The organism is Ensifer sp. EB106-03-01-XG145 (assembly GCF_058792075.1).
Genome location: NZ_JBYTEC010000001.1, coordinates 1,087,143 through 1,103,767, shown reverse-complemented (window position 1 = coordinate 1,103,767; position 16,625 = coordinate 1,087,143). Strand labels below are relative to the sequence as shown.

Annotated in this window: 15 protein-coding genes; 9 read left to right on the top strand and 6 right to left on the bottom strand. The window is 62.4% G+C overall.

Translation table 11 applies throughout. From position 1 onward, the window contains the following. Window positions 1-20: 20 nt before the first annotated feature. Window positions 21-1,523, top strand: a complete 1,503-nt coding sequence (locus AC3WWH_RS05360; protein WP_058320282.1) for an AMP nucleosidase — start codon at window positions 21-23, stop codon at window positions 1,521-1,523. Between the two features lie 57 nt (window positions 1,524-1,580). On the opposite strand, the gene AC3WWH_RS05355 is transcribed toward AC3WWH_RS05360, so the two are convergent. Beyond that, the gene (locus AC3WWH_RS05355; RefSeq protein WP_057252844.1) at window positions 1,581-2,534 is read right to left on the bottom strand and encodes a lysylphosphatidylglycerol synthase domain-containing protein; all 954 of its coding nucleotides are present in this window, start codon (window positions 2,532-2,534) and stop codon (window positions 1,581-1,583) included. A 131-nt stretch (window positions 2,535-2,665) separates the two neighbouring features. Between AC3WWH_RS05355 and AC3WWH_RS05350 the strand changes: the two genes are divergently transcribed. Both AC3WWH_RS05350 and AC3WWH_RS05345 read left to right on the top strand, forming a co-directional pair. Next, window positions 2,666-3,643: a glycosyltransferase family 2 protein gene (locus AC3WWH_RS05350; protein WP_058320283.1), complete on the top strand. Its 978-nt coding sequence runs from the start codon at window positions 2,666-2,668 to the stop codon at window positions 3,641-3,643. Continuing rightward, the gene (locus AC3WWH_RS05345) at window positions 3,636-5,165 is read left to right on the top strand and encodes an ArnT family glycosyltransferase (RefSeq protein ID WP_057252848.1); all 1,530 of its coding nucleotides are present in this window, start codon (window positions 3,636-3,638) and stop codon (window positions 5,163-5,165) included. Before AC3WWH_RS05350 ends, AC3WWH_RS05345 begins: the two co-directional genes overlap by 8 nt. Here AC3WWH_RS05345 and AC3WWH_RS05340 read toward each other — a convergent pair. Both AC3WWH_RS05340 and AC3WWH_RS05335 read right to left on the bottom strand, forming a co-directional pair. Further along, window positions 5,102-6,025, bottom strand: a complete 924-nt coding sequence (locus tag AC3WWH_RS05340) for a diacylglycerol/lipid kinase family protein (RefSeq protein WP_058320284.1) — start codon at window positions 6,023-6,025, stop codon at window positions 5,102-5,104. The two genes, AC3WWH_RS05345 and AC3WWH_RS05340, sit on opposite strands and share 64 nt — an antisense overlap. A gap of 146 nt (window positions 6,026-6,171) precedes the next feature. Beyond that, window positions 6,172-6,645 (bottom strand): Lrp/AsnC family transcriptional regulator, encoded by a 474-nt coding sequence (locus AC3WWH_RS05335; protein WP_058320285.1) that lies wholly within the window; start codon window positions 6,643-6,645, stop codon window positions 6,172-6,174. Between the two features lie 152 nt (window positions 6,646-6,797). Between AC3WWH_RS05335 and AC3WWH_RS05330 the strand changes: the two genes are divergently transcribed. Beyond that, complete coding sequence (locus tag AC3WWH_RS05330) at window positions 6,798-7,706, top strand: DMT family transporter (RefSeq protein ID WP_058320286.1); 909 nt, start codon at window positions 6,798-6,800, stop codon at window positions 7,704-7,706. Window positions 7,707-7,785: 79 nt separating this feature from the next. Here the strand turns inward: AC3WWH_RS05330 and AC3WWH_RS05325 are convergent, their stop codons facing one another. The 3 genes from AC3WWH_RS05325 to AC3WWH_RS05315 form a co-directional block, all read right to left on the bottom strand. Continuing rightward, window positions 7,786-8,673: an ABC transporter permease gene (locus tag AC3WWH_RS05325; RefSeq protein ID WP_057252855.1), complete on the bottom strand. Its 888-nt coding sequence runs from the start codon at window positions 8,671-8,673 to the stop codon at window positions 7,786-7,788. Window positions 8,674-8,785: 112 nt separating this feature from the next. After that, on the bottom strand, window positions 8,786-9,784 hold the full coding sequence (locus tag AC3WWH_RS05320) for an ABC transporter substrate-binding protein (protein WP_058320287.1): 999 nt from the start codon (window positions 9,782-9,784) through the stop codon (window positions 8,786-8,788). 326 nt (window positions 9,785-10,110) lie between these two features. Then, a complete protein-coding gene (locus AC3WWH_RS05315) occupies window positions 10,111-11,772 on the bottom strand; it encodes an electron transfer flavoprotein-ubiquinone oxidoreductase (protein WP_058320288.1) in 1,662 nt (553 codons plus the stop codon). Between the two features lie 461 nt (window positions 11,773-12,233). Here AC3WWH_RS05315 and AC3WWH_RS05310 point away from each other — a divergent pair, with 461 nt between their 5' ends. The 5 genes from AC3WWH_RS05310 to AC3WWH_RS05290 all read left to right on the top strand — a co-directional run bounded on the left by AC3WWH_RS05310 (window position 12,234) and on the right by AC3WWH_RS05290 (window position 16,610). Further along, a complete protein-coding gene (locus AC3WWH_RS05310; RefSeq protein WP_057250363.1) occupies window positions 12,234-13,532 on the top strand; it encodes an Hsp70 family protein in 1,299 nt (432 codons plus the stop codon). A gap of 99 nt (window positions 13,533-13,631) precedes the next feature. Next, the gene (locus AC3WWH_RS05305) at window positions 13,632-14,531 is read left to right on the top strand and encodes a uracil-DNA glycosylase (RefSeq protein WP_058320516.1); all 900 of its coding nucleotides are present in this window, start codon (window positions 13,632-13,634) and stop codon (window positions 14,529-14,531) included. Window positions 14,532-14,707: 176 nt separating this feature from the next. After that, complete coding sequence (locus tag AC3WWH_RS05300) at window positions 14,708-14,884, top strand: hypothetical protein (protein WP_089043882.1); 177 nt, start codon at window positions 14,708-14,710, stop codon at window positions 14,882-14,884. A 79-nt stretch (window positions 14,885-14,963) separates the two neighbouring features. Continuing rightward, a complete protein-coding gene (locus AC3WWH_RS05295; protein ID WP_093232127.1) occupies window positions 14,964-15,119 on the top strand; it encodes a hypothetical protein in 156 nt (51 codons plus the stop codon). Window positions 15,120-15,317: 198 nt separating this feature from the next. Further along, window positions 15,318-16,610 (top strand): MFS transporter, encoded by a 1,293-nt coding sequence (locus tag AC3WWH_RS05290; protein WP_058320289.1) that lies wholly within the window; start codon window positions 15,318-15,320, stop codon window positions 16,608-16,610. Window positions 16,611-16,625: the final 15 nt, after the last annotated feature.

The following is a 16,625-nucleotide window of genomic DNA, read 5'->3' as shown; positions in this document are numbered from 1 at the left end:
GCCGCAGCCTATAATGCGACATGAACAAGCGAATCTCTTCACACTCCGTCCTTTCCGTCGCAACGCCTGAGCCTCTCGAGCCGCAATACTTCGACGATCCTGCGGCTGCTGTCGATTGCCTCGAGGCGCTCTACGAGCGCAATACCCGGTTCCTCTGCGAAGCGTTCGAGGGCCTGGGCAAGTCCGACGAGCCGCTCACCCGCTATCGCGCCTGCTATCCGCAGGTCAGCATCGAGACGAGCAGCTTCGGACATGTCGATTCCCGCCTGTCCTTTGGCTATGTCAGCGCGCCCGGCGTCTATACGACCACGATCACCCGGCCGAAGCTTTTCCGGCACTATCTGAAGGAGCAGCTCGGGCATCTCATACGGAACCACGGCCTCGGCGTCACCGTCTCGGAATCGGCAACCCCGATTCCCCTGCATTTTGCCTTTGGCGAGGGCGCCTATGTGGAGGCATCGGCGGCAAACACCATCGACATTCCGCTGCGCGATCTGTTCGATGCGCCTGACCTCACGACGACCGACGACGAGATCGCCAACGGCTCCTACGAGCCGGGTCCCGGAGAACCCTCGCCGCTAGCGCCCTTCACGGCTCAGCGCATCGACTATTCGCTGGCGCGGCTCAGCCATTACACCGCGACGAACGCCACGCACTTCCAGAACTTCGTGCTCTTCACGAACTACCAGTTCTATATCGACGAGTTCTGTGCCTGGGCCCGCCAGCAGATGGCCGAAGGCGGCAATGGCTACACGGCCTTCGTCGAGCCCGGCAACATCATCACGCCCGCCGGCGCCGACAAGCCGGAGACCGACTATACGCTCGCACGGCTGCCGCAGATGCCCGCCTATCACCTGAAGAAGAAGGGGCACGGCGGCATCACCATGGTCAATATCGGCGTCGGCCCGTCCAACGCCAAGACGATCACCGACCATATCGCTGTGCTGCGCCCGCATGTCTGGCTGATGCTCGGCCACTGCGCCGGTCTTCGCAACAGCCAACGCCTTGGTGACTACGTGCTCGCGCATGCCTATATGCGCGAGGATCACGTTCTCGACGACGACCTTCCGGTCTGGATCCCCTTGCCGGCGCTCGCGGAAGTGCAGGTGGCACTGCAGGACGCCGTTGCCGAGGTCACCGGCTACCGGGACTACGACCTCAAACAGATCATGCGCACCGGAACCGTCGCAACCATCGACAACCGCAACTGGGAACTTCGCGACCAGCGCGGCCCGGTCAAGCGCCTGTCGCAGGCCCGCGCCATTGCGCTCGACATGGAATCGGCGACGATCGCCGCCAACGGCTTCCGCTTCCGCGTGCCCTATGGAACGCTGCTCTGCGTATCGGACAAGCCGCTGCATGGCGAATTGAAGCTGCCGGGCATGGCGACCGCCTTCTACAAGACACAGGTCAGCCAGCACCTGAAGATCGGCATCCTTGCGCTGCAGAAGCTTGCGGCCATGCCGCCGGAGAAGCTGCATTCCCGCAAGCTCAGAAGCTTCTACGAAACCTCGTTCCAGTAACCATTGGAATTGCGCAATTCCGGACGGAAAACTGCTTCACACTTTTCCTGGAATTGCTCAGCGCCGTCTCCCGAGCGCCATCGACAGCATCGTGCCCGCCACCGCGGACACGATGATCAAGAGATGTGCGTTGACGCCGGCCGCCGCGAGTTGTTCCACTCCGGCGCGATCGGCGCCAGCGCCGAAGGACACTGCCCCGGCCGCGATCGCGGCCGGATAGGTGCCGACGCCAGCGGGCGCATGCATCGGCAGCACCGAGGAAAGTTCGCCGCCGAGGGCACCACCGAAACAGGCGGCCAGCGGCGCAACGCCCATGAAGGCCAGCACCCAGGCAAGGACAAGCACCTTGACCGCCCAGTTGAGGATGGTCATGCCCCAGGCGCGCAGGAACGCGACGATATTGGCCGGGACGCCCGCCTCCAATTCGTCGACAATGACATCGAGCTTTGTCGGCAACAGCCGACGCGCCAGCGCAATCACTTGATCCTTCAGCAGGAAGAAGAGAAGCGGCGAGACGAACGCGGCAAGCCATGCAATCCACAGCGCGGCTGATCCGCGGCCGATGACGAGGCCGACGGCCGCAACGACGAGAAGGGCGTGCAGGTCGAGCAGGCGCATCACCAGAAGAGCGGACGTGCCGCGCGCGAGCGGCACGGAAAACTCCGAGCGCATCAGCAGCGGAAAGCTCGTTTCCCCGGCACGAAACGGCAGCATGATGTTGAGGAGATTATGGACCTGGGTGACGCGAAACAGCGGCAGGAAGCGCCCCGCCGTTTCGTTCGGGAAGTAATCGTAGATGCGATAGCAGCGAATGAAATAGGTTGCGACAAGCAGCACCAGAGCCGAGACGGCGGAACTGAAGCCGATCTCGGACCATTGCCTCAGCAGCGCCGGCCATCCCCAGAACCATTCGACGAAGGCCGCATAGGCCGCAATGGCACCTGCCGACAGTAATGTCATCCGGTTGCGGGCGAACCAGGATCGCCGATCGGACTCGCAATCCGAAGTCATCAGGTCTCGATTTCCCGTGTTGAAACGCAAGATTGAACGTTGGTTATCACTGATAACTGTGCAAGAAAACGGTTATGTAGCCCAATCCAAATCTTGCGGCATTGTAAGCGCCGCATGTACGAGCTGTTCCTATGTACCCCATCGAACTATCCGTCGTCATTCCTGTGTTCAACGAAGAGGACAGCGTCCAGCCGCTGATCACACGTGTCCGCGATGCGCTGGCGAACTTTCCGTCTCCGTGGGAACTGATCCTCGTTGACGACGGCAGCACCGACCGAACGCTGGCAAATGCAAGAATGGCTCTTTCCGATCCGGGCCTCGATCTCAAGATTGTCGAATTGCAGAAGAACTTCGGGCAAACGGCAGCGATGCAGGCCGGCATCGACGCTGCCGCCGGGCGCCTGATCGCCACGCTTGACGGCGACCTGCAGAACGATCCGGCCGATATTCCCGAAATGGTCAAGGCGATCGAGGAGCGCGAGCTCGACCTGCTGGTCGGCTGGCGAAAGAACCGGCAGGATGGTCTCCTGCTCAGGAAGATCCCGTCCTGGTGCGCCAATCGCCTGATCGGCAAGATCACCGGCGTCAGGCTGCATGACTATGGCTGCAGCCTCAAGGTCTATCGAACCTCGGTCATCAAGCAGGTGAAGCTGATGGGGGAAATGCACCGCTTCATCCCCGCCTGGGTCGCCGGCGTGGTGCCGAGCAGCCGCATCGGCGAGATGCCCGTTACCCATCACGCACGGCAGCACGGCCAATCCAAGTATGGGATCTCCAGAACCTTCCGCGTGATTCTCGATCTGCTGTCGGTGCTCTTCTTCATGCGTTACAAAGCGCGCCCAGGGCACTTCTTCGGATCGATCGGGCTTGCGACCGGCGCGCTCAGCGCGCTGATCCTGGTCTATCTCGGCTTCGACAAGTTCATCCTCGGCAACGACATCGGAACGCGACCGATGCTGATCGTCGGTGTCATGCTGTTCCTTTCGTCCGTTCAGCTCATCACGACAGGCATTCTCGCTGAGATGATGGCGCGAACCTATTTCCGCGACGACGGTACCACCAACTACATCGTGCGGCAGGTCTTCGTCCGGGACCCGGCCGATGCTTGACGTCGTCAATCGTCGGCCAAACACCGTCGTTGCGCTGATCGCCGGTTACTTTCTGCTCTGCATCGGCTTACGCCTCGCCATTTCCACATCGCTCGAAATCGACGAGTCGGAACAGGCCTTCGTCTCGCAGTTCCTGATGCTCGGCTATGGTTCGCAGCCCCCGTTCTACAATTGGCTGCAATACGGGCTGACCTCGGCCTTTGGGCCGTCGCTTGCGACGATGACGGTGCTGAAGAATGGGCTCCTGTTTCTGTGTTGCCTCTTCTACGGCCTCGCAGCACGCGAGGTCCTCAGCGATCGACGCCTGACCGCGATCGCAACGGTCGGCGTGCTGACCTTTCCGCCGATTTTCCTGCTCGCACAGCGCGACCTTTCGCATACGGTCGCGGCACTGTTTGCCGTATCGCTGTTCCTTTACGCTTTCGTCCGGACGATGACGCGGCCAAGTCTGTTCGCCTACGTCCTGACTGGAGCGGCGGTCGGCATCGGCGTCATCTCGAAGTACAACTTCGCACTCGTCCCAACCGCCGCGATTCTTGCGATCCTGCCCGAGCCGAAGCTTCGCGCCCGGCTCTTCGACTGGCGCATTCTGGTTGCGATCGCCGTCTGCACACTGATTGCGCTGCCGCACGGCTACTGGATTCTCGAAAATCTCGGCGCCGCCTCGCGCAATACCCTCAATGAAATGGGAACGGCCCAACAGACGAGCTACCTGACGAAGGCGCTCAAAGGGATCGTTGCGCTGGTAGCCGCCACGCTTCGCGGCGCCGCACTTCCCCTGATCGTCTTCGCTCTCGTCTTCCGCAAGGACCTGCCGACGATCTGGCGCGCCGAAAACCACTGGACACGCGTCGTCGGGCGCATGTTGCTGCTGTGCCTCGGCGCCGTGCTGCTGATCATGCTCGCCGTCGGCGCCACCCACATGCGCGAGAAATGGCTGGTTCTCTTTCTCGTCCTGCTGCCGCTTTACCTGGCCCTCAAGGTGGAGGCTTCCGGCGTCGACACCACACGCAGCGTTCGCCCCTTCCTGCTGCTCGTCGCCTTCATCATCGTCACCACTTTGGTGGTCGTCTCGGCACGCGCGGTTGTTCGCCCCTGGTTCGGCAAATTGTCGAGGCTCAGCATTCCCTATAGCACCCTTGTCGATACCGTGGTCCGACAGGAGGGAGCCGAGCCGGCGATGGTCATCGCCGCGGACAAGCTGCTTGGTGGCAATGTGCGCACGCGCCTGCACGGTGCCAAGGTCTTCGTCCCCGGCAACAGCAGCAGCTCTCCGATCGAGCATCCGGCCGGACCGCTCCTCGTGGTCTGGAGCGACAACGGCAAGCTCGATGCTCAACCACCTGAAGGGCTTCTCGACATCTTGAAGTCGCTCGGCGTGCCGGAGGCGGCGATGAAGCCGCAGCAACTCGCCCTGCCCTATCTCCACGGCAATCTGCCGGATCGCTATGGCTTCGGCTACTTCTGGATTACCGACCCGTCGCGGTCGGCGCCGACGAGCAACTTGAGTTCGCCCGGGTGAATGCGAAGCGCGACGTCACGGCCCATCGGCAGGAGCTCCCCGTCGATGACGCAGTTGATCTTGCGTTCTACCTTGGGAAAATGCAGATCGAGCGCATGGCCGCTCATGGCGGTAATCAGCGGGCTGTCGCGGAATTTGCCGCGCATCACATCAAAGGCGAGCTTGGCCACGCCCGGCGGGCTCAGGGGCGGCGCCGTGTAGAAGCCGAGATGGCCGGCTGTGACATCGTCGGCATACATCAGCGTATCGCGGCCGAACGGATTGTTCGAGACTGAAACCGCCGAAACATGACGGCTCTCCTTATGGCCGTCGACGTCGAACTCGATCTCGAAATCGGGCGGATTGAGAATCACGCCTACCGCGGCGCGGGTGCTTGCGGCGATTTTGCCTGCCCTCGAACGAAAGCTGAAAGACTCGCGATAGCGCACCATGCGGGCATGCAGGCCCATCGAAAACTGATGTACGAAGGCCCGGCCATCAGCGCTGCCGATGTCACCGTCGATGATCACGCCATTCGCCAGCACCTCCGGAACCTTCCAGATATCGAGCGGCAGCTTCAGCGTGCGGGCAAAAAGGTTCATCGTCCCGGCGGGAACAACGCCGAGCGGCATGCGGTTTTTCCAGGCGACCCCGGCAGCAGCCGAGATCGTGCCGTCACCGCCGCCGGCGATTATCGCATCGAGGTCATCGCGGCGGCATGTGCGCTCCAAGGTCTCGCGCATCTCGCTTCCGGAAACCGTCGCAATTTCGATCTGGTGGCCGGCGGTATGGAAGACCTCCTCGACCTTCCGGCCATAGGCCGCCATATCCGTCGTGCGGAAGGTTCCGCCTTCACGATTGAAGATCGCCTTGATTTTCATGAATGGGTCACTGACTCCGTTGCCGCGGCAAAGCTGCTCACCGCGATCAGATAATCGCGATTGCGGCCAATTCCAGAACCTTGCCGAAACTTAACGGGAATGGAGCGCGTGCCGGTCGGCGCTCGGAGACCGGTAATGGCAACCGTTCAGCGCGGCTCGGGCAACTTCAGTGGCCCGCCGGTCTTGATCGATCGGATCGCGAAGTTCGAACGGATGTCGGTCACACCCGGCAAGGCAAGCAGCGTCTCGGTCAAGAGCGTCTCGTAAGCCGGGAGATCCTCGACGACGACCTCGGCGAGGAAGTCGGCATTGCCCGAGATCAGGAAACAGGACACCACCTCGGGAATGGCGAGCAGCGCCTCCTGCTGCCGCTGCGCATTCTCGCGGCTGTGCCGTCCCACCTTGATCTCCACGAAGACGGTGAGCCCGAGACCGGCTTCCTTGCGGTCGATATCGGCCCGATAGCCACGCAGGATGCCGGATTTCTCCAGATTGCGGATGCGCCGCAGGCAGGGCGACGGCGAAAGATTGACCTTTTCTGCGATCTCGACGTTCGTCGCGCGCGCATCCTCCTGAAGGATCCTGAGGATAGCGAGATCGAACTTATCGAGATTTGGCATGTTCACAAACTTCAGAGGTTACTATTGGCACATTGTTGCTGATGATAGTCTATTTCGGGCATAAATCGCAAGGACATGCCCGGCCTTCCGGGCGTAATCTTCCTTCCAGACCCAAAAGCCCCTCAGATATCCAAATCGGGAAGGAAATTCAAATGGTTGCGCTTACGCTTGCTCGCGGCAATACGTCGCCTGCCACCGCCGGCTATGCCGGTGCCTTCGTGACCGTCCTCATCTGGGCGGGCTGGATTCTCGCAACCCGCCATTCGGCCGGCACCGCACTCAGCACAATCGACCTTGGCCTGATCCGCTACGGCGTACCGGCGCTCCTGCTCGCGCCGCTCTGGCTCAAGACCGGGCTCTTGCCGCGCAAGCTGCCGATCCTGCTCCTCGCCTTGATGGTCGCGGGCTCCGGCGCGGTCTTTTTCCAGGTCTCTGCCTTTGCGATCCACTCGGTTCCCGCCTCCTCCGTCGGCATTCTTCTCGGCGGCTCGATGCCGCTTGCCACCGCCCTGATCGGCATCACGATCTTTGGCGAGCGTCCGGACCGAATGCGGATGGTGGGTTTTGCCGCGATCGTCGCCGGTGTCGCTATCCTGCTGACGCGCAACCTTGCCGTTTCAGTGTCCACAGGGTGGATCGGATACGCGCTGTTGCCCGCAGCGGCCACGCTCTGGGCGATCTACACCCACGCCTTCCGCCGTTCGGGCCTGAGCCCGCTGCAGGGAAGCGCTTTAATTGCGGCCTGGTCGTTCCTGATCCATCTGGCGCTTGCCGCCTGTTTCGGAAGCACGCTTGCCAGCGTTCCGGTCAAGGAGATCGCCCTGCAGATCACCAGCCAGGGCATCCTCTCCGGCCTCATTGCCATGGTCGCCTATGGCTTTGCGGTGAAGAGCCTCGGCGGCACGCAGGCCGCTGCCTTTACGGCGCTGACCCCGGTGCTGGCGATGATCGGCGGCGCGATCCTGCTCGGCGAGCAAATCGGCCCGTTCGAAATGCTGGCCGCAATCGTCACGGCTATCGGCGTGGCGCTTTCGACCGGCATTCTCTCTACCCGCACCTAAACCGAGAAGTTCCCCAATAAGACAAAGGCCCCGGCGCGTTTCCGCTCCGGGGCCTTTTCTTTTCTTGAGATCGCTCGGCTCAGCCGTGGATGATCTCCCGATGCTTCTGCAGGCGATGGCCATAGGCCTGGCTGACACGATCGAAGATGATCGCGATGCCGACGATGGCGAGCCCGTTGAAGATGCCGAGCGTGAAATACTGGTTGGCAATCGCCTTCAGCACCGGCTGGCCGAGGCCCTGAACGCCGATCATCGAGGCGATGACCACCATGGCGAGCGCCATCATGATCGTCTGGTTGATGCCCGCCATGATCGTCGGCAGGGCCAGCGGCATCTGCACGTTCTTGAGCTTCTGCCAAGCCGACGAGCCGAATGCATCGGCTGCCTCAAGCACGTCCTTGTCGACAAGGCGGATGCCGAGATTGGTGAGCCGGATCATCGGCGGTATCGCGTAGATGACCACGGCAATCAGTCCTGGAACCTTGCCAATGCCGAGCAGCATCACGACCGGGATCAGATAGACGAAACTCGGCATGGTCTGCATCACATCGAGGATCGGATTGACGATGTTCTGGACCCGGTCCGACCGGGACATGACGATGCCGAGCGGAATGCCGATGGCGATCGACAAAACGGTACAGACGAAGATCATCGAGATCGTCTTCATCGTGTCGTCCCACATGTCGAAGTAGCCGATGAGCAGCAGCGTACCGATGCAGCCGGCGACGATCTTCCAGTTCCGACTCGCCACCCAAGCGATCAGCGCGATCAGCACCAGGATGATCGGCCAGGGCGTCTTCGTCATGAAGCGCTCCGACTGGATGAGGAAGAACTGCAGCGGTTCGAAGAAACCTTCGATTGCGTCGCCATAGGCGCGCGTGAACGACCGGAACCCCTCGTCGATAGCCTTCTTCAGCGCCCGCAGGCTTTCGTCGTCCATATGCGGAAACTGGGTCAACCAGTCCATTCCAATTCCCCTTCACATCTCACCGGCCGCGATTGTTGTTTTGCTGTTGCCGGGGGGTCAAACAAAGAGGCGGCGCAAGGATCGCGCCGCCCGTGGGTTCAATCGGTCGCAATCAGAGCGCGGCCTTGACCTTTTCGGCGACCTCGGGCGAGACCCACTGAGTCCAGATGTCGGGGTTTTCCTGAAGGAAGTGTTTGGCGCCCTCCTCGCCGCTTGCCTGGTTGTCGGTCATCCAGGCCATCAGCTTGTTGACCGTGTCGTTGGTCCAGGCGCGCTTGTTGAGGTAGTCCATGGCCGGGCCCGCGCGATCGGCAAAAGCCTTTGTCACCAGCGTCTGGACCTTGTCCTTCGGCCAGTCGTTCTTCTTCGGGTCCGGGCAGTCGGCAACCGTGTTGCAGCGTTTCCACTCGGCTGCGTCCGCCGCGACCCCATGCCCGAGCTTGACCATCTCGTATTTGCCGAGAAGGGCCGTCGGCGCCCAGTAGTACCCGACCCAGCCCTGCTTGCGCTCATAGGCCTTGGCGATCGAGCCGTCGAGACCGGCGGCCGATCCGGTGTCGACCAGCGTGAAGCCCGCCGCCTCGCCGCCATAGGCCTTGTAGAGCTGAGTCGTCACTACCGTTCCGCCCCAGCCCTGCGGGCCGTTGAAGACGGCGCCCTTGCTGGCGTCTTCCGGATCCGGGAACAGCTCCTTGTGCTTCAGCACGTCGTCGATCGTCTTGATGTCGGGATTGGCGTCAACGATGTATTTCGGGACCCACCAGCCCTGAACGGCGCCATCGGAGAGTGCGACGGCGGCACCGACGAGCTTGCCTTCTTCGAGGCCGCGATTGACGACGTCGGGCAGAAGATCCACCCAGCCTTCCGGCGCGATATCGGGCTGGCCCTTTTCGATCATCGAGGTGATCGTCGGCACGGTATCGCCAACGACGAGCTCGGCGTTGCAGCCATAGCCTTCCGCCAGGATGATCTTGTCGACGCTCGCCAGCACTTCGGCGCTCTGCCAGTTCATATTGGCAATCGTCACATCGCCGCATTCGGCGGCCGAGGCCGCACCAGCAAGGCCAAGAAGGCCGGCGGCCAGGCACGTCGTTGCAAGAAGCTTCTTCATTTCCGTTCCCTTTGTTCTGGCGGTGCATCCCGTCGCACTGCCGATCTCACCGCGGGGATCGGCAGCGTCACAAGGCTCGGTCCAACTCGAAACAACAGGGACCGAAAGGCCTGCGGATTCGTCGGCTTCGAGCCGATGACACCATGAAAGCTAACGGGGTTTGCCGGCAAGGACTTTCCCAATAGCGGCACGGATTGCCTTTTCGATGATCGGACTACCGCTCGACACGTGCGCGCGAATACAAAAGAGGCGCCGGAGTTCCCTCCGGCGCCTCGAACAATTTCGTTTCCGCGAACCTCGGAGGTCCTGCGGCCGCCATCCAAAGATCACATATTCGGATAGACCGGGCCTTCGCCGCCCTGTGGCGGCACCCAGTTGATGTTCTGGTTCGGGTCCTTGATGTCGCAGGTCTTGCAGTGCACGCAGTTCTGCGCGTTGATGACGAAGACAGGCTTGCCGTCCTTCTCCACCCATTCGTAGACCCCGGCCGGACAGTAGCGCGTCGACGGGCCGGCAAAGACGTCGAGTTCCGACGTGCGCTGCAGCTCCGGATCCTTGACCTGCAGGTGGATCGGCTGGTCTTCCTCGTGGTTGGTGTTCGACAGGAACACCGAGGACAGCCGGTCGAAGGTCAGCACGCCATCCGGCTTCGGGTAATCGATCTTCTGGTGCTGCGCGGCCGGCTCAAGGCTCTGCGCGTCAGTCTTGCCGTGCTTCAGCGTGCCGAAGAACGAGAAGCCGAACAGCTGGTTGGTCCACATGTCCAAGCCGCCGAGCGCAACGCCGATCGCCGTGCCGAACTTCGACCACAGCGGCTTGACGTTCCTGACCCGCTTCAGGTCCTGGCCGATGGCGCTGTCGCGCCAGCCGCGCTCGATCTCGATCGGCTCGTCATTGGCGCGGCCGCTCGCGATCGCCGCCGCCAGCTTCTCGGCCGCGAGAATGCCCGACAGCACCGCATTGTGGCTGCCCTTGATGCGCGGCACGTTGACGAGACCGGCCGAACAGCCGATCAGCGCACCGCCGGGGAAGGACAGCTTCGGCACCGACTGGTAGCCACCCTCGGTGATCGCGCGGGCACCGTAGGAGAGCCGCTTGCCGCCCTCGAAGGTGCCGCGGATCGCCGGATGGGTCTTGAAGCGCTGGAATTCCTCGAACGGGAAGAGATAGGGGTTCTTGTAATTGAGGTGCACGACGAAGCCGACGGCGACCAGGTTGTCTTCGAGATGGTAGAGGAACGAGCCGCCGCCGGTCTTCATGCCGAGCGGCCAACCGAAGGAGTGCTGCACGAGACCCGGGCGGTGATTCTCCGGCTTCACCTGCCAGAGCTCTTTCAGGCCAATGCCGAATTTCTGGACGTCGCGATCCCTGGAGAGATCGAATTTCGCAATCAGCTGCTTGGCGAGCGAACCGCGCACGCCCTCGCCGATCAGCGTATATTTGCCCAGGAGCGCCATGCCACGGGCGAAGTTCGGTCCCGGTTCGCCGTTGCGCTCGACGCCCATGTCGCCGGTGGCAACGCCGATGACGGCACCTTCGTCGTTATAGAGCACTTCGGTCGCGGCAAAGCCCGGATAGATCTCGACACCCAGGGCTTCCGCATGGCTTGCCAGCCAGCGACAGACATTGCCGAGCGAGACGATATAGTTGCCGTGATTGTTCATCAGCGGCGGCATCATGAAATTCGGCAGACGGATCGAGCCGGCCGGGCCCAAGAACAGGAAGTGGTCGTCCGTGACCTCGGTCTTGAACGGATGGTCGGTCTCTTCGCGCCAGCCCGGCAGCAGCCGGTCGATGCCGATCGGATCGACGACGGCGCCCGAGAGGATATGCGCGCCGACTTCGGCGCCCTTTTCCAAGACGACGACCGAAAGCTCCGGATTGACCTGCTTCAGCCGGATCGCCGCCGCAAGACCGGCAGGCCCCGCCCCGACGATGACAACGTCGAACTCCATGCTCTCGCGTTCGGGCAGATCTTGCTCGGTCATACCGTCTCTCCAGTCTCACCGGTCTTCTGCCGGTTCAGTTCCCAGGACATATCATTCCGTCATGGCAAATGCAGTTTGGCTTGTCGAGCCGGGATGCGACAGACGATGCCCGCTTTTGCGCATGAGGTCATGAGTTTAGGGCAAATGTTTATATGACGTGTACGTAAACGTAAATACATCATTTTGTCGCGTGCCGACGCTATGAGCCATTCGGCCTTGCTTTTGCCGAAGAGCCATGCCACGAGGCCGCCGCACCCTTCCGGCGGTCCGCGCCGGCATATCCCATTCGCAAACGGCACTCGACTCGGCGCCCCTCTGGCGCCCGGACGACGTGTCTTTTGCCGACTTCGGGGCCGGCCGCCTGAACATGCGGAGACGGCCCGACAAAATTACATGTTGCGTTGCGCGCCGCCGGCTTGCTCCGGGCGGCGGAGCGACGCCAGACGCAAGGAGACCACCATATGGCCAAGGCACTGGGCTTCGACTTCGGCACCACCAATTCCGTGCTTGCCGTTGCCGCCGGCGATACCACCCACTCGATGCAGTTCGACAGTCTCGCCGGCACGACCGACGCCATGCGCACCGCGCTTTCCTTCATGAAGGACGCCAACCTTGGCGCCCAGGCACTGAAGGTCGAAGCCGGCCAGGCGGCGATCCGCGCCTTCATCGACAATCCGGGCGACTGTCGTTTCCTGCAATCGATCAAAACCTTTGCCGCAAGCCCCCTCTTCCAGGGCACGCAGGTCTTTGCCAAGCGCCACAGCTTCGAGGATCTGATGCGGGTGTTCCTGAACAAGCTGCGCGACTATGCCGGCGACAGCTGGACGGATCAGTATAGCCGCATCGTCGTCGGCCGACCGGTGCATTTCGCCGGCTCCAGCCCTGATCCGGCGCTCGCGCTTGAACGCTATGGCGCAGCCCTCTCGGAATTCGGCTTCCCGGAGGTGCACTACGTCTACGAGCCGGTGGCGGCGGCCTTCTACTTCGCGCAGAACCTAAAGCAGGATGCAACGGTCCTGGTCGCCGATTTCGGCGGCGGCACCACCGACTATTCGCTGATCCGCTTCGAGACCAAGGCAGGGCGGCTGACCGCAACCCCGATCGGTCATTCGGGTGTGGGCATTGCCGGCGACCATTTCGACTTCCGCATCATCGACAACGTCGTCTCGCCGCTGATTGGAAAGGGGAGTCTCTTCAAGAGCTTCGACAAGCTGCTTGAAGTGCCGTCGAATTACTATGCGAATTTCGGCCGCTGGAATCAGCTGTCCATCTTCAAGACGTTGAAAGATTTCACGGATCTGAAAAAGCTCGTGCGCCAGAGCCTCGAGCCGGAAAAGCTCGAAGCCTTCGTCGACCTGATCGAACATGACGAGGGCTATCCGCTCTACAACGCGATTTCGGCGACGAAGATGCGGCTGTCGCAGGAAGACGAGACCGAATTCTATTTCGCCCCGCTCGGCGAAATGTCGCGCCGCACCGTTCGCCGCAGCGACTTCGAAGGCTGGATCGCGCCGGAGCTGGCCCGCATCGAGGGCGCACTCGACGACGTGCTGCAGTCGACCGCGACGGCGCCCGGGTCGATCGACAAGGTGTTCTTGACCGGCGGCACGTCTTTCGTTCCGGCGGTGCGCGGCATCTTCGAGCGGCGCTTCGAGGCCGACCGCATCGAAAGCGGCGGCGAACTGCTGTCGATCGCTCACGGTCTGGCGCTGATCGGCGAGCACGAGGACATCGCCCACTGGACGGCCAATGCGGCGTAAGCCGAGGCCTGCGCGCCTGATGTGCATGACCTTGGATAGGAATGCCGGGGGCCGGAAAAGCGGTTCCGGTCCGACGGCTTATGGGTTAGGTTGGCGGCCATGATTTCCGCCCACGATCTCTCTCCGGCGCAGCTTGCCGCCCTCCTCGCCTTCCATGCGGATGCGGGCGTCGAATGGCTGCTGGAAGAGGAGCCGGTCGACCGCTTCGCCGAGTTCGAGGCAATGAAGGCGGCGCGCGGCAACGCGCGCGCGCCGGCGGCCAACGACCGTGGGGAGACACCCGCTTCGCAACCGGCTGCACGCCAGACAGCGGCAGCGGCTGCCCCCGCTTCCGCTCCATCCCGCGAAAGCCGCGCACCCGCTCCGGCCGCGAGCGCCCCTGCCGTCGCCATTCCCGATGCGCAGGCGATCGAAGAGGCGCGCTTTGCCGCCGAATCAGCCCGATCGCTCGCCGAGCTCAGGGTTGCGATGGAGGGTTTTGCCGGCTGCAATCTCAGGAACAGCGCCCGCAACCTCGTCTTTGCCGAGGGCGACCCGGCAAGCGGCATCATGATCGTCGGCCCGATGCCCTATGCCGACTGCGATCGCGACGGCCAGCCCTTCGCAGGCCGGCTCGGCGAGATGCTGACCCGCATGCTCGCCGGCATCGGCTTGGCGCGCGAAAGCGTACTGCTCAGCAACGTCGTGCCCTGGCGCCCGCCGGGCAACCGCGTGCCGACGGCGCGCGAAGCCGACATCTGCCGTCCCTTCATCGAACGGCAAATCGCCCTTGCCGAGCCCAAACATCTGCTTTTGCTCGGCAATTTCACCGCCCGCTTCTTCTTCGGCGGCAACGACACGATCCACCAGCTTCGTGGCGAATGGCGGGAGCTTTCGATCGGCGGCATCACGGTGCCGACGCTCGCAACGTTGCACCCGCAGGATCTGATGACGGCGCCCGTCAACAAGCGCTTCGCCTGGCAGGACCTGCTTGCCTTCAAGGCCCGGGTTCAAGGCTGATTCTCGCCGAATTACGGTGCGCCCATGCGGCGCCAACCTGCCTGCCCGCTTTATGAACAAAGAATGAAGAAAGCCATGCGGTTTGCGCATATCAGCGGCGCATTATGACGCATTGCAAAATGAGATGTTGCAGCGCAATATACTGGCACGGGAGGAATGGAATAAGGAATTGAACCATGACTGCCCGCTTTCGTCCGATCCACAGCAGCTTTGAGACGCTCCGCCACACCGGCGCTGCTTACCGGACGCCGTTCAACCGCTTCGGCACGGCAGCCAACGAGCAGATGACCGCGATCGGCCTTGCCCGGACCACCCGTCCGGCGCAGATTTTCGCCGATTTCATTCAGCGCTGATCCCCACGCGATACGCTTGACCGCGTATCGCGTGCACAAGTCGCCATTATCGGCCGACGACGAAGAAAGGAACGCAACCATGACCAAGCCCATCGTTAGCCTCAAGGTCCTGTTCGATTCGATCTCCGACATCGGTACTGCCGTGCGTGCCTCGCGCGAATACACCATTCTCAGCACCAAGAAGGATGCACGCCGCGCCCATCGCGTGGCCGTGAGCCCGCTGCTGCCGAACTGATCGCTGCCGGCAAAGAGGCCTACCGCCTTTTTGCCATCGCCTGTCGCAATCGACAGCGCCCGAAAAACTGGATAGAGCCACACTCGCTTTGACCTTGGAGTGTCGGGCTCGTCCGGTATCCGTCAGACCGTCCTCGCTCCACCTGCGCTTGCCTGCCGTCGCCATCGATGGAGGGGCGCCTTGTTTTCAGGAGCGCCGATGCTGGCCAACCTCGCTTCCGTCTTCAGCCTGATGGTGTCGACCCTGCTCATGATGGTCGCCTTCGGCCTTCAGAGCTATGTCATCCCGGTGCGCTCCGTCGCAGAGAACTGGTCGACGCTGACGGTTTCGATCATCGCCACCGGCTACACGGTCGGCTTCACGCTATCCTGCATCGTCACGCCGAAATTCGTGTTGCGCGTCGGCCATGTGCGCGTCTTCACGGCGCTGATCACGCTGCTTTCCATCGCAATCCTGCTTTGCGGCCTCATCGTCGACTGGCGCGCCTGGATCGCGTTTCGCGCCATATCGGGCTTTGCGATTTCCGGAAGCTACCTCGTCATCGAAAGCTGGCTCAACGAACGCGTCACCAACGAAAACCGCGGCCTGCTGTTTTCGCTCTACCTGATCACGACGATGGTCGGCACGATCGGCGGACAATATATGGTGCCGCTCGGCGACCCGACGAACACATCCCTGTTCATGCTCTGCGCCGTGCTGTTTTCGCTCGCCCTGCTGCCGACGGCCCTCTCCTCCTCGCCGATGCCCGCACCGCCCGCGCAGGCCAAGTTCGACATCCCGACGCTCTTCCGCCGCTCGCCGGTCGCCGTCGTCGGCGGCTTTCTCGCCGGTGCGCTCTCCGGCGCCTGGCTCAATCTCGGCGGCGTCTTCACCCAGAAGATCGGTCTTTCCACCGCCGAAGGTGCGACCCTGCTCGCCTCGCTTTTGACCGGCAGCGCGATCTCGCAGATCCCCATCGGCCGCCTCTCCGACAAGATCGACCGGCGCATCGTCATGATCGGCTGCGGCGTCGTCGGCGTCGTCTCCTGCCTGGTGATGTCGGCCGCAATCGGCAGTTCGCCGACCGTTCTCTACGCCATCGCCGCCCTCGTCGGTTCGGTACTGTTTCCGATCTATGCGCTCAACGTCGCGCATGCGAACGACCTCGCCAAACCCAACGAGTATGTCGAGACATCGTCCGGCCTGATGATCACCTATGGGCTCGGCACGATCTCCGGCCCTCTGATGGTCGGGCCGGTCATGGATCGCTTCGGCCCGGCGGCGCTGTTCCTCGTTCTCGCTGTCTATTTCGCCCTCTATGGCGGCTACGCCGCCTGGCGCATCCTGCAGCGCGAGCAGCACAAGGGCCTGGTCGCCAAGACCGATTTCCAGGCAACGAGCGTGATGCCGACACCCGGGCCTGATGTGACGAGCCCCATCGCCCAGCAGATGGCGCAAGAACCGCTAATCGATGACGACACGGTTCCTGCCTGGGATAAGCCGCGCTCATAAAGGCCACCGACAGAA

Excerpts from the sequence above, each read along its gene's own strand:
- AC3WWH_RS05360 (WP_058320282.1), top strand. The coding sequence starts at position 21 with ATGAACAAGCGAATCTCTTCACACTCCGTCCTTTCCGTCGCAACGCCT.
- AC3WWH_RS05355 (WP_057252844.1), bottom strand. The coding sequence starts at position 2,534 with ATGACTTCGGATTGCGAGTCCGATCGGCGATCCTGGTTCGCCCGCAAC.
- AC3WWH_RS05350 (WP_058320283.1), top strand. The coding sequence starts at position 2,666 with ATGTACCCCATCGAACTATCCGTCGTCATTCCTGTGTTCAACGAAGAG.
- AC3WWH_RS05345 (WP_057252848.1), top strand. The coding sequence starts at position 3,636 with ATGCTTGACGTCGTCAATCGTCGGCCAAACACCGTCGTTGCGCTGATC.
- AC3WWH_RS05340 (WP_058320284.1), bottom strand. The coding sequence starts at position 6,025 with ATGAAAATCAAGGCGATCTTCAATCGTGAAGGCGGAACCTTCCGCACG.
- AC3WWH_RS05335 (WP_058320285.1), bottom strand. The coding sequence starts at position 6,645 with ATGCCAAATCTCGATAAGTTCGATCTCGCTATCCTCAGGATCCTTCAG.
- AC3WWH_RS05330 (WP_058320286.1), top strand. The coding sequence starts at position 6,798 with ATGGTTGCGCTTACGCTTGCTCGCGGCAATACGTCGCCTGCCACCGCC.
- AC3WWH_RS05325 (WP_057252855.1), bottom strand. The coding sequence starts at position 8,673 with ATGGACTGGTTGACCCAGTTTCCGCATATGGACGACGAAAGCCTGCGG.
- AC3WWH_RS05320 (WP_058320287.1), bottom strand. The coding sequence starts at position 9,784 with ATGAAGAAGCTTCTTGCAACGACGTGCCTGGCCGCCGGCCTTCTTGGC.
- AC3WWH_RS05315 (WP_058320288.1), bottom strand. The coding sequence starts at position 11,772 with ATGACCGAGCAAGATCTGCCCGAACGCGAGAGCATGGAGTTCGACGTT.
- AC3WWH_RS05310 (WP_057250363.1), top strand. The coding sequence starts at position 12,234 with ATGGCCAAGGCACTGGGCTTCGACTTCGGCACCACCAATTCCGTGCTT.
- AC3WWH_RS05305 (WP_058320516.1), top strand. The coding sequence starts at position 13,632 with ATGATTTCCGCCCACGATCTCTCTCCGGCGCAGCTTGCCGCCCTCCTC.
- AC3WWH_RS05300 (WP_089043882.1), top strand. The coding sequence starts at position 14,708 with ATGACTGCCCGCTTTCGTCCGATCCACAGCAGCTTTGAGACGCTCCGC.
- AC3WWH_RS05295 (WP_093232127.1), top strand. The coding sequence starts at position 14,964 with ATGACCAAGCCCATCGTTAGCCTCAAGGTCCTGTTCGATTCGATCTCC.
- AC3WWH_RS05290 (WP_058320289.1), top strand. The coding sequence starts at position 15,318 with ATGCTGGCCAACCTCGCTTCCGTCTTCAGCCTGATGGTGTCGACCCTG.